Source organism: Archangium minus, from assembly GCF_044360475.1.
Classification (GTDB): Bacteria; Myxococcota; Myxococcia; order Myxococcales; family Myxococcaceae; genus Archangium; species Archangium minus.
Map to the genome: position 1 here is coordinate 11,372,688 of NZ_CP043494.1, position 13,787 is coordinate 11,386,474.

Sequence of the window (13,787 nt, forward strand, 5' to 3'; positions counted from 1 at the left end):
TATGCGCTACCCTGCGGGGCAGCAAGAGCCATCCGCACGGCCCTGTCGTCTGGGAACGCCCATGCCCCCTGCCCCCCCCTGTCCCTGCTCCTCCGGACTGCGCTACCGCGAGTGTTGTGCCCGCTACCACCGAGGCCAGGCCGAGGCACCGGACGCCGAGGCCCTGATGCGCTCGCGCTACAGCGCCTTCGCCCTGCGTGAAGTGGAGTACCTGTGGCGCACGCTGCACCCGGAGCACCCGGACCGCGCCAGGCCCAAGGAGGACGTCTTGCGCGAGCTGCGCGCCGTGGCCAGCGCGCACAAGTACCCGCGGTTGCAGGTGCTGGACAGGCAGCCGCCCGACGCAACGGGCACCGCCGTGGTGCTCTTCCACGCGCGCATCTTCGAGAAGGGAAAGGATCGCTCCTTCGTCGAGCGCTCGGAGTTCCGGCACGACGGCACCGGCTGGCGCTACCTGTCCGGCGAAGCGCTCGCGCCTGGTGCGCTCCCCGTCCCTCCCGAGTCCCTCACCCTCGCGAACTTCCCTACTGCTGCCGCAGGGGCAGGAGGATCGTGAACCGGGTGCCGACGCCCAGCTCGGCTTCGACCGAGATGCTCCCGCCGTGGTTCTCCACCACCTTGTGGCAGACGGCCAGGCCCATGCCCAGGCCCGGCGTGTTCGCGTCCAACTTCCTCAGCACCTCGAACACGTATTCGCTGTAGCGGTTGTCGAAGCCCATCCCGTTGTCCGCGACGACGATCCGGGCGAAGTCGGTGTAGCGGTACTTGTCCTTCATCACCCGAAAGCTGTTGTCCTGAATGAGCTGGCACTCGATGTCGATCTGCGGGTGCGTGTCGGGCTTGCGGAACTTCACCGCGTTGTCGAGCAGCTCGTAGAACAGCATCATCAACTGTCGGCGCCGGCCCTGAACCATGGGGAGTGGCGCGCACCGCAGCGTCACCGAACCGGTCATGGCCGCCTCGGACACTCGCTGCCGGGCGTTGCCCACCACCTCGAGGAGATCCACCTCCTCCACCGGCTCGTCGGACACGTCCAGCGTCACGAGCTCGTGGAGCGCCGTGACCAGCTGCTCCATCTTCATGCTGACGGCTTTGATACGGTCGAGCGAGCGCTGGCCCGTCAACGACAACCCTTCCCTGTCCTCCCGGGTGAAGAGACACGCGAACATGGAGAGCTTCCGGGCCGGCTCGCGCAAGTCATGGGCCAGGATGGTGCTCATGCGGGTGAGCTGCTGATTCCTCCGCTCCAGCATGCGGAGCTTCTGATCCAACTCCCGCGTCTGCTGCTCCAGCTCCTGCTTGGCCCGGGTGAGCTCCTCGTTGCTCAGCAGCGCCTCTTCCGCCGCCCACTTCGCCTTCAGCAGCTCGTCCTCGTACTTCGCGCGCTCGCGGACCAGCATGAACGCGCAGTGATTGACGACTCCTCCCGGGCGCGCCTTGCGGACGGCGTTGATGAGCACGGGGACGGACTCGCCCGTCTTCGCACGCAACGAGAGGGAGAACTCCTGCGCCTTCCCGTGCATCCGGATCATCGGGAAGAAGTGAGTCTCGTAGAACATGCGGCTCGCCAGGGACAGGAGCAGCTCCACGTGATGACCCAGCAGCTCGTCACGGGCGTATCCCAACACCTCCAGCAGCGTCTCGTTGACGGCGACGAGGCTCCCATCGTCAGTGAACGAGAAGAGCCCACATGGCGCGGAACTCAACAGGTCATCCATGGGGTCAACCATGGCTATCGCCAGGGGGCTCGTTGGCATGGGCTTCACGCGGGGCTCAGATATTCCTTGATGACTCTGCTGGTCTCGTCAGGTGCGCTCATGTGCGGGCAATGGCCCTTGGCCTCCAGGACCCGCAGCGTGCTGCGAGGCACGTTCCGATGGAGATAATCGCCGACAACCCTCGGGGCGATCAGATCTTCCGAGCACTGAAGAATGAGTGAGGGAATGGTCAGGTTGGGGAGATCCTGGCGGTTGTCCGAGAAGAACGTCACCTCCGCGAACCGCCGAGCGATGATCGGATCCGTGGAGCAGAAGCTCTCGGTGAGCTCCGCGGTGAGCTCCGGCCGGTTCGGGTTTCCCATGACCAGGGGCCCCAGGAAGTTCGCCCAGCCGATGTAGTTCTTGTCCATCGTCCCCAGCAGCTCCTCGATGTCCCGCCGCTCGAAGCCGCCCACGTAGTGGGGCGCATCGTTGATGTAGCGGGGCGAGGGGCTCACGAAGATGAGGCGCTGGAAGCGCTTGGGCTCCTTGATGGCGGCCAGCAGCCCAATCATCCCGCTGACGGAGTGCCCGACAAAGATGACGTCCTTGAGCTCGAGCGCCTCGCAGATGTCGAGGATGTCTTGCGCGTAGCCGTTCAGGTTGGAGTAGCGCTCACGGTTGTACGCGCGGAGCTCCGACCGGCCCGAGCCGACGTAGTCGAACAAGATGAGCCGGTAGTCCTCCGCGAACGAAGGGGCCACGAAGCGCCACATGTTCTGATCGCAGCCGAAGCCGTGCGCGAACAGCATGGGCTGCGTTCCTCGACCCATGACCTTGACGTTGTTCCTGAGGAGAATGTTCTGGCTCATGACGTTCCGAGGGGGGTGCCAGCACGCACCGGCGCACACGTCCGAGAACGCTTGTGCCGCGTTCCAGGAGCTCGGTGAATCGCCCCCTGGAACAGCTGTCCGTTAAAGACCACTTTCCCCTGCCCTCTCTCATTCTTCAAGAGAGAGCAGGGGAGCAGGTCACTTCCGCTCTGGAATCGTGAGGGCGCGCAGCAGCCGGTTCTCGCCCACCTGGATGCGCAGGAGCAACACGGCGCCAGGCTTTTGAGCCCGAACGATCTGCGCGAACTCACGCGGGTTGCGCACCTGCTTGCCACCGGCCTCGACGACGACCATGCCGGGCTGGAGTCCTGCACGGTCCGCGGGCGAGCCAGGCTCCACGTCGATGATCATCGCGCCCTGTCGGACACCCGGAGCCATGCGCGGGTCTACATCTTGGAGCCGCAGCCCCAGCCTGTGACCGGTCTCCTCCTCGCGGTTTCCATCAGGGATGGAGGCGAGCCCTTCAAGGTCAGGCCGCTCGCCGAGCTTCACCTGCACCTCCTGCTGCTTGCCGTTGCGGAAGACGGTCAGCCGCACGGTCTCTCCGGGCGCGCGGAAGCCGATGTCGCGGGTGAGGCCGCGCGAGGACTCGACGGCCGTGCCGTTGATGGCGGTGATGACGTCATCCTGCTTCAGCCCGGCCTGGGCGGAGGGCGTGCCCGGCTGCACGTCGGTGACGATGGCGCCCTTGCGCACTGACACCTTGAGCGCCTGGGCGAGTTCCGGCGTCAGGTCCTGCACCGACACGCCCAACCAACCGCGGCGAATCACTCCCTTCTCCAACTGCGGCAGGAGCGCCTTGGCCATGTTGGAGGGAACGGCGAAGCCGATGCCCGTGCCACCGCCGACGATGGCCGTGTTGATGCCAATGACCTCGCCCTTCATGTTGAAGAGCGGCCCGCCCGAGTTGCCCGGGTTGATGGCGGCGTCCGTTTGCAGGAAGTTGTCGTAGGGGCCCGCCTGGATGTCACGGGCTCGGGCCGAGAGGATGCCGGCACTGACGCTGGAGGTGAGCCCAAATGGGTTACCGATGGCCACCACCGGCTCTCCCACGCGGATGTCGTCCGAGTTGCCGAGCCGCGCCACCGGCAGGTTCTTCACGTCGCCCTGGAGCTTGAGGAGGGCGATGTCGGTGAGCGGATCCCTCCCGAGCACCTTCGCATCGAACTCGCGACCGTCGTTGAGGCGGATGCGGATGTCGATGGCGTTCTCCACCACGTGGTTGTTGGTGAGGATGAGCCCATTCGGATCGATGATGAAGCCCGAGCCCTCGCCCTGCTGAACGCGCTCGCGCGCCTCGGGGCCACCCTCAGGCATACCCGGCATGCCCGGTCCCCCTGGACCACCCGGCCCACCGAAGAAGCGCTCAAAGAGATCGCTCGGCATCCCCCCCATGGAAGGCGCTCGGGCCTGGACCTCCACGTTGACGACGGAGTCATTCACGGCCTCGACCAGATCCGCGATGGACGGCGACGCGCCCGAGCCTCCCATCGCGGCCTCCAGTTGCGGCGGGGCCTGCTGGGGTTGCTGCGTCTGGGGTTGCTGGGCTTGCGGCTGCTGGGCGGAGCCGCCCGTGCCGGGTTCCTGAACCTGCGAAGGCGGAGCAGGCGGCGTGCCCTGCTCCGCCTGCCTGCCCTGCTCGGCTGGAGCGGGGGCCGCGCGCTGCTCCCAGGGTGCCTGCGAGCGCCCCTGCTCCCGGGTACGGGCCTCACATCCCGTGGAAGCCGACAGCATGAAGACCTGGAACAGGACGAACTTCTGCAAGACGGCCGAGCGGGCGAACTTCATCGAGGCGCATCCTCCCTGGAAGGAAGATGCGGACCCCGTGTCGACTGACAACCACACACTCCAAGCGAGAAGACGGGCGCCAGGGCCCTCGCCCGTCTGCTCCCCCTCCTTCCAGGCGGGAAGTGTCAGTGGAAGTTGAGGCAGCCCTTCGCGTCCATGTCCTCCACGGGCACGGGCTCGGTGGAGACGATCTGCAGATCGTCAAAGACGGTGTACCCGTTATCGTCGAAATCGCCGGGATTGCAGATACCACGCGCCAGGTTGAAGCCGGGCTTCAGGTCATCCACGTTGACGATGCGGCGCCACCGGCGCAGCGACTCCTTGAGCTCGGGAGTGACCTCCGGCGCGAAGAGCACGATGTGCCCCGGAGCAATGCCCCGCGCCACATCGTCCTCCTCGGTGTACGTCGCGTCGCCGTTCAGGTCCTCGTAGATGAGGACGTAGGCCGTGCCCATCAGGCCGGGCTTGAAGTTGTTGAGGGCTGAGGTGGGCGGGTCCTCCATGAGCCGGAGCTGGTAATCGAACGGCGGGTTCTTGCTGGAAACCTCCACGCTCTGGAGGGTGAGGATGTCACCACTGCGGGCCCAATTGTCCCAGACGAGGGCGACGCGCGTCGTTCCCTTCACATCGACGGGCGTCAGCGACTGCACCTCGCCGGACACCGTGTAACGGGCCTCGCCCGTGTACGTGCCATCAGCAAGCTCCTCGCCGCAAGCCGTGGCACCCCCGAGGGCGAAAATCAGGGCGAAGCTCTTCATGAAGCGGGTCATCGTTTTGTCTCCGGGTTGTGAGGCGCGTGCCCTTCGGGGTCGCGCGCCGTGTTCTGTCCAGGAGACCCACGAGCCGTTTTCCGCGGACATTCGCGCCGCGAAAATTCACCAGCGCATGCCGCCCCCCAGCGCGATGACAGGAGTAACGGGCGTGCGCGCACTCGCGTCGTTCACGGAGGAGACGCGCACGTAGGAGGCACGCAACCCCGCCTCCACGCCCAGGAAGAAACCGCGCACCGGCCGCACGTCAGCGCGCACCAGCGTGTCCAGATGAGGCGAGAGCTGCCAACGCCGTGGCGCCTCCCGTCCAGAGAAGCGCTGGTCAAAGGACGTAGCGCCCAGCCGAACACCGCCCGATAGCGAGAAAGGCCCCAGGTCGAACACCTTGCGCGCTCCGGCCCGCAGCGACACCGCGGTGAGGCGGCGCTCGAACTGCGGACTCGTGAGCACCGCCCGCGCCAGCTCCACCTGCGCGTCCAGCGAGAGGGCCGCCGTGTCCAGCGAGGCCTGCACGGAAGCCGCCGGGGTGAAGGGGAAGCCCGTCAGCACGCTGGTGGCACCACCGCCCCACACGCTCACCGCATACGTGGGGCGCCCACCGCCGCCCTTGCGCACGAGCTGGTCCAGCTCCACCACGCTCCACGACGCCCTCGCCAGGTCCAGCGACTGCTCTCCGCCCGCCGACACCGGCGCCTCGTAGAGACGATCTGGCAACCGGCGCTGGACGAAGTAGCGGCCGGGCATGAGGCGAGCCGTCCGCGGCTCGCGGGAGATGTTCACCTCCAGCACCACCGTGCCCTCGCGGCCCTCCTTGCGGAAGAAGTACTGCCCCGGCTCGGACAGCCGCACCGACGCGAGCCCCCGCACACGCCCGGGCCGCGTGAGGACAAGCTCCGAGCGTCCCTTCAAATCGTAGAGGTAGGTGGGGTGCTGGACGCCAGCCAGCGTGGCCACGGTGCTCGCCACCGTGCGGTCCGAGGCGTACTGGTACGCCTCGGCCAGGCTGACGAGCCCGTCTCCGCCGAGGTCCGCCACGCCGCGCAGCGCGGCCACCAGGTGGTGGGTGAAGAAGGAGCCCTGCAGCGCATCCGACTCCTGCGAGTTCTCGCCGGCCGACGAAGAGGAGAGGATGGCGAAGCCCTCGGGCAGTCCGCGTGACTCGACGTCCGGCGGTAGCGCGAAGGGCGCGGCCACGCGGGTACCCTTCACGCGCGTCACCTGGCCGGAGCGGCACGCGTCCACGACGAGCAACCGCGCCGCCGCCGCCGAGCCGGAGGTGAGGTTGCGCAGCTCCTCCCACGGCAGCAGCGTGCCTCCGAGGTGCAGCGACTCGGCGTCCGCATGGCCCGAGTAGAAGACGAGCAGCACGCTGGAGCGATCACGTGACACCTCCTCGCGGATGCGTGCGTTCATGCGTGCGAGCGCCGTGCGTACCCGGTCCGCGCTCGGATCCGTCAGCACCAGCACGTTCTCGGGCAGGAACTCGCCGAGGCTGACGAGCACGTCGCGCAGCCGCTCGGCATCGTCGCTGGCGTAGCGCAGCATGGGCTCATCCGCGTTGCCCCGGTGAGCGCCGATGAGCAACGCATAGCGAGACTCACTGGCCCACGTAGGAGCGGCGGCCAGCAGCGCGAGCCACATCCCGGCGGCGGCGAGCCACCGAGCCCCGAGCCTCACGGCCCGCCGGACACCCGCCACGCGTAGACGCGTTCCCGACAGCCCTGCTCCGTGCCGGACGGAGGTTGCGCCGGGCACTCCAACAGGCGCAGCCGCGTCCTCCCGTCCGGAGTGACGAGGACGGCCACCGGCAACCAACCATCGGCTGGGGGCGGTCCCTCGAAGTACGTCGTCCATCGGTCCTCCTCGTCGCCTTGCAGGATGAGCCAGGCGGACGGAGTTGCACCCGTCACGCGTGGGCGGAGCTGGTCTCCGGAGCGCAGGTCTTCCACCTCCTCCGCCGGGACTCCCTCCACGACGAGTGTACCCTCCCGCATCACCGCCACATCGAGCGAGGTGCTCCCCTTGAGCCGCTCGCCCGGAAGCGTGTCGGGGGCGTCCACCCCCACCGTCGGACGAACGAGCAGGAACAACACGGTGGCGGCCACAGCCGCGAACGCGGGCCCCATCGCCCAGGAGCGCCACGTCCACCAGCGCGGGCGCTCCGGAGCCGTGGTGGCGGCGGCACGCAGGAGCTCCTCCGGGACCCGCTCCAGCGCCGCGGCACGGATCTGGGCCCGCTCATCCTCGACCCGCTGGCGGCAGTGCGAGCAGGCAGACAGGTGGGCTTCGGCCGGAGCGAGGGCTTCGTGACTCAGCAGTCCGAGCGCGAGCTGGGAAACGCTCCACCCCGACAGGCAGTCCTTCGAGGGCTTCGACCTGGGGAACAGCTCAGTCGGCATGGGGTGCCTCTTTCCTGGGAATGCCCTGCAACATCCGCTCAGCGTGCTCGCGGAACTTCTCGAGCCGCCTGCCCACGGTCCGGCGGGGAATGCCGAGCAACCCGGCGATCTCCTCGTGCTCCATGCCGTGGATGAAGTAGCAGGCGGCGATCTGTGCCTGCTCCTCATCCGCCTCGGCCAGCACCTTGCGCAGCAACAGCCCGTCCTCGGGCGAGTGGGGACTCTCCTGATCCCCCTGAGGCAGGTGCTCCTCCTGGAGGGTGTTCCGGCGACGCGCGTCGCGCAGCCGGTTGATGGCGAGGTTGCTGCTCGTCCGGTAGAGGAACGCGACCGTGTCCCGCTCGTCTCCGCTCCGGTTCCGGTGGTGCAGGAAGCGGATGAACACTTCTTGCGCCACGTCCTCGGCGGCGGCGGGCTCCCCGAGGATGCGCAGCGCGCAGTTGCGCACCAGCGCCACATGGCGCCGGTAGAGCGTGGAGATGTCGGCCTGGGAAGCGGATGTCATGGGCTACAGCCAGAAGACACGCGGGCGAAAATCCGCGGACACGGATTTTCACCTGCATTTTCCCGGGTGTCGGCCTCCGCCCTACAGCCCGCCCATGTCGTAGCTGGAGGGCACGTCCACGTGGAAGGAGAGGTCCACGGAGCGCTGTTCAGAAGGAGCGAGCGTCAGCTTCCAGGTGGCGATGCCATCCATCGCCTCGAGCGCATAGCCGCCGGTGGTCTTCTCGTTGTCCAGCTCCACCTTCACGTCGTCGAGCTCGGAGACGGGGATGTGCTCGGCCACCTCCACCGTCTCGGGGCGCGCGCGGTAGTTGCCCAGGTTGAAGCGGTAGGCGTAGTGGAAGCGGCGCCGGCCGCCAAAGAGGCCCTCGTCACGGGCGATCTCCTGCACCACCACGCGCTCCACGCGCAGCGACTCCTCGATGCCAAAGGTGAGCTGGAAGGCGCCGCCCTGGGGCACCTGCTCCAACGACTGACGACCGATGAAGCCCGAGGCGCGGAACATGTCCACGGGGCCGGGCAGCAGCGGGAAGGGTGCGCCGTTGACGAGCCGGGCCACGCGGAACACCACGGGGTGCAGCTTGGGCACGGTGCGCCAGACAAAGGAGGACTTCAGCTTCGTGCGCGCCACGCGCAGCCGCACGGCCGAGCCATCCCCGGGCACCTGCGCCAGCTCGGGCACCAGGAGCTGCACGGAGAGGCCCTGCGAGGCCGTGCGCAGCGAGCCCTCTGTCTCTCCCGGCGTCTGCCCTCCCGCCTGGGCATGCTGCTGCTGCTCGTCGCGCCGGACGAGCACCTTGCGCTCGGCACGCCGCTCCTGGGCCCCCAGCGCCAGGGGCCGAAGCTCCGGCGGTGTCGCGTTGGCGCGTGGCCGAGCGGTGGAGAGCACCAGCCGCACCCCACTCCAGTCCTCGCCGGTGCTCTGGCGCACGGTGGCAAAGGTGGAGAGCTCCACCTGGCCGGCGGCCTCGTCGGCGCGCGCCTCGTAGACAGGAGCCCAGCCCGCGCCGCCCACCACGTATTGCAGCTCCACACGGGCACGGCCTTCGGAAGGACAGGCCAGCCGCACCTCCACGCGCCGCTCCATGCGCTCGGCCGAGAAGGTGAGGAACGACTGCTTCGCTTGCAGTGCATCCAGCTCACGCTGGGCCTCACGCAGGCGGGCCGTCTGGTCCGACAAGGTGGCGGCGGCGCGCAACCGCGTATCCAACGCAGCGTCGAGAGCCTGGGCCCACGCCCGGGTGTCCGGCTTGGGCTCCGTGAGCTCGCGCTTCACCCGCTCCACGGCCACGGTGGAGAGGCTCTCACCGAGCTGCTGCAGCGTCTGGCCTCGCGTGCGGGCGTCCACCAGCTCCGCGATTTCACGATCCAGGGCCTCGCGCTTCCCTCGGAGCGCCTCGAGCTCGGGGGCAAACTCACTCCGCAGGGGACGCTCCTCGGACACGAGGCTCTCCACCGTGGCGTCCTCGGAGCGGGCGCGGAAGCTGGACGGCTCCGCGGCGGGCGGCACGGACTCGAAGACGGCGAGCGCGCGACCGGAACACGCCACCGTCTCCACCCGCGTCACCAGGGCACGGTCGGGATAGACGACGACGGAGGACACCTTCGCGGGGGCGACGAGCGCCAGCATCATCAAGGGCAGGGTGTGCATGGCAGCTCCTCGTTACTGGCTCTGCAGCAGACGCCAGCCCTTGGGGTGGCGGACGGTATACAGGAAGGACACGACCTTCTTCTCCGAGGGCGGCACGGACAGACGCCACATCAGCGTGCCCTGGGCCAGGTCTTGTTCGGCGAAGGGCTCGGTGCGCACGAGCTTCACCTCCACATCCTGGCTGCGCGACAGCGGCCACTGGTCGTGGATGCGCACCGGGAGGGCGAAGGGGTACGGGTTGGCCACCTCGATGGTGACGAGGTACTCGGTGAGCTCGTCCTTGCCGATGAGGCCCTTCTCGGACGTCATGAGCTTCACGTTGCGCACTGGGCGCACCGCGGAGTCGATGCCGAGCGGCAGGGTGAAGGGCTCACCCGGGGACACCAGGGAGAGCTGGGCCTGGCCCGCCGGATCCGCCCCGACGAAGAGCTGTGCCTCACCGCCGGGCAGCACCTGCTTGGACGGGCTGCGCAGCTCCGCCACGAGGAAGGCATTGGGAGTGAGGGCGGGATACAGCTTGCGCTCCACCTGCACGGGCCACGACTCGGTGAAGAGAGGCACGCGCCGTTCGGCCCTGCCGCTGCGCACCGTCTCGCGGCGCTGCGCGGGGAAGGCCAGGGCATAGCCGCCCGCGCGCGAGGCCGGCAGATCCGAGTCCAGCACCGGAGGCCGCCAACCCTCCGGCGGCGCGAGGCCCACGGGGACATCGATCGGAGGCGGCGGCGCCGAGGACAGCGACACCCCAGACGAGAAGGACCGCGATGCACCCCCCCTCCCACCGGGACGCTTCACCTCGATGCGCTTGATGTATTCCTGATCCACGCTGACGCCCGCGCTGGTCGAACCGACATCGATGGCGGGGGGCGCGACCTCTATTTCGCTCAACTCCGAGAAGGAATCGGGAACCAGCTCCAGGTTCACGCGGATGACGCGCTCCGGAAACAGCTGGATGTCGGTGCGCGTGAACGGCTTGAACGACTCCTTGTCGAACCGCAGCATGTAGACGCCCGGCGGAAGCTGGGAGAAGCGGTACTCGCCCTTGGCGTCCGTCACCACGACCTGTTCATTGGAGAGATTGGGAGAGGTCGCCGTGACGGTCACGTCCGCGATGGGCGCATTGTCCGCCGCGCTCACAACAGAGCCGATGATGACGCTGGTCCTCTGGGGGGCCGCCAGGGCCTGCTGAGCCGACGCGGAGGGAGCCGCCCCGATGAGGGAGAGAAGACGGGAGCGAAGCCGCGCGTCCTCGCTCGGTTCCTGGGGTGGCGGAGGAGGAGCAGAAGGCGGAGGGTGCCAGGAGTCGGCGACCGGAGCGGGCGTGGGGATGAAGCGCTCGCGCTGGCCGATCTTCCAGGTGGGGAGCTCGGGCACAGTGGTGGCGGTGGAGGGATGGGCGGTACTGAGCGTGAGCGCCGTGTCCTCCCAGTCCTCTCCGGTCTGCTGGCTGACGCGCCCGGAGAAGGCCACCTGCACACGGTTGGACTCGGGCTCGAGCCGCAGCTCATAGGCGGGGTACCAGCGAGCGCCCGTGGTGACGTAGGTGAGCGTGAGCGTCGCGGAGCCCTGGCCCGAGAGGGTGGGGACGACCACCAGGCCCGAGCGCGACGGCTCCCCTCCAAGCTGCTTCGCTTCCTGGACACGCCGCGTGAGCTCACGATCGAGCGCCTCTTCACGCTGATTCACCTCGCGCAGCTTCGCCTGGAGACGGGCGGTGGTCTCCACCACGAAGTCGGTGGCGGCACGCCAGCCGGAGGCATCGAGCCGGGAAGAGTCCTGCCGAGAGACCTTCACGGGAAGGGGAGCCGAACCCTCCCCCTCCAGAGAGACGGCAGGCCGCACCTGGTCGAGCGCGGAGAGCTGAGCGGTATAGGCCTCGCGCTCGGCACGGACCTGGGCGATCTGCACATCGAGCCGCTCCAGCTCGGTGATAAGGCGACGGGCCTCGGTGGGGGGCAGGACGTCGGACTGCACGGGACGGATGTCCACCCGGGTCACCTCGGCGCCCTGGGCTTCCACACGGATGCTGGAGGGGTCCACCGAGCCATACAGCAGAGGGAGCTCGACACGTTGGGAGCCGGAGAGGGCCACCCGAGCCGTGCGCACCACGCGGGCCCGGTCGCTGTAGACAGTGACAGAGGTGACGGGAGCATCCACCGCCGAGAGCCAGAGTGCGCTCAAGGCGGAAAGTCCAAAGACGGGCATTTGCATGTTGTAGCGTCACCGCCTGAGTGCAGTCACCTGCCCCCCGTGAGGGCGACAAACCACTGTCATGCGGTTTCGAAGCCGCGCCTCCACCCCTCTCCCTCTGGGAGAGGGACGGGGTGAGGGTATGTCCACCCCGTGGCCCACACCTTGCTCCAGGGAGCCCGAGTTCCACCCCTCGAGGAGCCGACATGATCCACGCACGTCCCACCCCTATTCACCGTACGCCCCTGCTCACACTGCTCGTAGCCCTCGCACTCCTGCCGACGAGCCCCCAAGCCCAAACACCCCCTCCCCCTGCACCCGCCAAGAAACACCCTGGCTGCTTCGTGCTGCTGGACCTGAAAACAGGGGAGCAGAAGCGCAACGATCCCGAGCGCTGCGCGAAGCGGCTGCCACCGGCGTCGACCTTCAAAATACCGCACGCGCTCATCGCGCTCGAAACGGGCGTGGTGACGGACCCGGCGGCGACGCGCAAGTGGGACGGAAAGAAACGAAGCGTAGCGGATTGGAATCGGGACCACTCGTTGGAGTCGGCCATCACCGCCTCAGCGGTGTGGTTCTTCCAAGGCACGGCGAAGCAAATAGGCCGTGAGCGAATGAAGGAGTGGGTGCACCGCTTCAACTACGGCAACGAGGACACGTCCGGGGAGCTCACGGGCTTCTGGCTCGGAGGCCCGCTGCGCATCTCTCCCGAGGAGCAGGTGCGCTTCCTCGCCCGCCTGTACCGGGGAGAGCTGCCCGTGAGCGAGCGCTCGCGCGAGACGGTGAAACGAACCCTGGTGCAATCACCAGACACGGCACCGGAGCGGATGAAGCGGCTGGCAGGGCCGTGGCCGTCCGGGGCGGTGGTGAGCGGGAAGACAGGCTCCACGAGCACGAAGGAGGACGGAGACGTGAGCTGGCTGGTGGGCCACGTGCGCTCGCCGCGGGGCGAGTACGTCTTCGCGAGCCTGGTGACAGGGGAGCACCTCGAGGGCCCTGTTGCGCTCCACGCGGCGGTGGACGAACTCCAGGCGCAAGGCCTGCTAAGCCCCCTGGGTCCGGAGACAGGTGCGCAATGACAGCCGGCGCGGAGATGAAGGGCTATGAGGAGCAGAAGCCGCCCGCCAGCATGGCGGATGCGGTGGACGCGTTCTGGCGCTACTCCGCGCCACCGCATGACGCCGGAACCGGGCCCGAGCTCCACCGGATACTGCCGGATGGCTGCACCGACCTCATCTTCCAGTTCCGAGCCACGAGAGGCCCGGTGTGGATGGCGGACCCAGCCCTGGTGGTGGTCGGCCCCATGGAGCGCTTCGCCCTCGTCTCCATCGAGCCCGGCTCGGTGAGCCTGGGCATCCGGTTCAAGCCCGGGTGGGCGATTCCACTGCTCGGCGTGAGTCCCCGCGAGCTCCGGGGACTCAGTGTCCCCGTCGCGGACTGCTCGCCAGCCCTCGCCCAGCTCCAGCGACAACTCGAGGACTGTCGCTCACCCGCTGAGGCCCAGGCCCGCCTCCAGGAGAGCGTCACCCGGCGGCTGGCGTCCTTCCAACAGGCACCGCGGCCCCGAGCCACCCAGGCCCTGCGCTGGCTCCAGTCCACAGGAGGTCAGGTGCGCATGTCCTCGCTGGCACGGACGCTGGGGGTGAGCGAGCGCACGCTGCACCGGGACGTGCTGGACGAGGCGGGGGTGCCACCGAAGCTGCTGGCCCGGGTGCTGCGCTTCCAACGAGCCGTGGCACTGCTGCGCTCCGGCGGCGGAGGGGAGGACCTGAGCGCCGTGGCACTCGCGTGCGGTTACGCCGACCAGGCACATCTCTCGCGAGAGGTACGGGACCTGGCGGGCCTCACGCCCACGGCGCTCCAGTTCGGGGGATGAGCCCTGTCCGATTCCTTCAAGA

Annotated in this window: 12 protein-coding genes; 3 read left to right on the forward strand and 9 right to left on the reverse strand. The window is 68.4% G+C overall.

Annotated elements, in window-relative coordinates:
- Positions 1 to 61: 61 nt before the first annotated feature.
- Positions 62 to 556 carry a YchJ family protein gene (locus tag F0U60_RS46495; RefSeq protein WP_395810203.1) on the forward strand — a complete coding sequence of 165 codons (495 nt, stop codon included), beginning with the start codon at positions 62 to 64 and terminating at the stop codon, positions 554 to 556.
- Here F0U60_RS46495 and F0U60_RS46500 read toward each other — a convergent pair.
- The 9 genes from F0U60_RS46500 to F0U60_RS46540 form a co-directional block, all read right to left on the reverse strand.
- Positions 525 to 1,730 carry an ATP-binding protein gene (locus tag F0U60_RS46500; RefSeq protein WP_395810205.1) on the reverse strand — a complete coding sequence of 402 codons (1,206 nt, stop codon included), beginning with the start codon at positions 1,728 to 1,730 and terminating at the stop codon, positions 525 to 527. The genes F0U60_RS46495 and F0U60_RS46500 overlap by 32 nt on opposite strands.
- A 32-nt stretch (positions 1,731 to 1,762) precedes the next feature.
- Positions 1,763 to 2,569: an alpha/beta fold hydrolase gene (locus F0U60_RS46505; RefSeq protein ID WP_395810207.1), complete on the reverse strand. Its 807-nt coding sequence runs from the start codon at positions 2,567 to 2,569 to the stop codon at positions 1,763 to 1,765.
- Between the two features lie 159 nt (positions 2,570 to 2,728).
- Complete coding sequence (locus tag F0U60_RS46510) at positions 2,729 to 4,378, reverse strand: Do family serine endopeptidase (RefSeq protein ID WP_395810209.1); 1,650 nt, start codon at positions 4,376 to 4,378, stop codon at positions 2,729 to 2,731.
- Positions 4,379 to 4,503: 125 nt separating this feature from the next.
- On the reverse strand, positions 4,504 to 5,148 hold the full coding sequence (locus tag F0U60_RS46515) for a hypothetical protein (RefSeq protein ID WP_395810211.1): 645 nt from the start codon (positions 5,146 to 5,148) through the stop codon (positions 4,504 to 4,506).
- Between the two features lie 105 nt (positions 5,149 to 5,253).
- Positions 5,254 to 6,825: a caspase domain-containing protein gene (locus F0U60_RS46520; RefSeq protein WP_395810213.1), complete on the reverse strand. Its 1,572-nt coding sequence runs from the start codon at positions 6,823 to 6,825 to the stop codon at positions 5,254 to 5,256.
- Complete coding sequence (locus tag F0U60_RS46525) at positions 6,822 to 7,547, reverse strand: anti-sigma factor family protein (RefSeq protein ID WP_395810215.1); 726 nt, start codon at positions 7,545 to 7,547, stop codon at positions 6,822 to 6,824. The genes F0U60_RS46520 and F0U60_RS46525 overlap by 4 nt, the downstream gene beginning before the upstream one ends.
- Positions 7,537 to 8,052, reverse strand: a complete 516-nt coding sequence (locus tag F0U60_RS46530; RefSeq protein WP_395810217.1) for an RNA polymerase sigma factor — start codon at positions 8,050 to 8,052, stop codon at positions 7,537 to 7,539. The genes F0U60_RS46525 and F0U60_RS46530 overlap by 11 nt, the downstream gene beginning before the upstream one ends.
- Positions 8,053 to 8,133: 81 nt before the next feature.
- On the reverse strand, positions 8,134 to 9,702 hold the full coding sequence (locus tag F0U60_RS46535; protein ID WP_395810219.1) for a mucoidy inhibitor MuiA family protein: 1,569 nt from the start codon (positions 9,700 to 9,702) through the stop codon (positions 8,134 to 8,136).
- Between the two features lie 12 nt (positions 9,703 to 9,714).
- A complete protein-coding gene (locus tag F0U60_RS46540; protein ID WP_395810221.1) occupies positions 9,715 to 11,880 on the reverse strand; it encodes a mucoidy inhibitor MuiA family protein in 2,166 nt (721 codons plus the stop codon).
- 215 nt (positions 11,881 to 12,095) lie between these two features.
- Here F0U60_RS46540 and F0U60_RS46545 point away from each other — a divergent pair, with 215 nt between their 5' ends.
- Positions 12,096 to 12,968, forward strand: a complete 873-nt coding sequence (locus F0U60_RS46545; RefSeq protein WP_395810223.1) for a penicillin-binding transpeptidase domain-containing protein — start codon at positions 12,096 to 12,098, stop codon at positions 12,966 to 12,968.
- Positions 12,965 to 13,765 carry a helix-turn-helix domain-containing protein gene (locus F0U60_RS46550; RefSeq protein ID WP_395810225.1) on the forward strand — a complete coding sequence of 267 codons (801 nt, stop codon included), beginning with the start codon at positions 12,965 to 12,967 and terminating at the stop codon, positions 13,763 to 13,765. Before F0U60_RS46545 ends, F0U60_RS46550 begins: the two co-directional genes overlap by 4 nt.
- Positions 13,766 to 13,787: the final 22 nt, after the last annotated feature.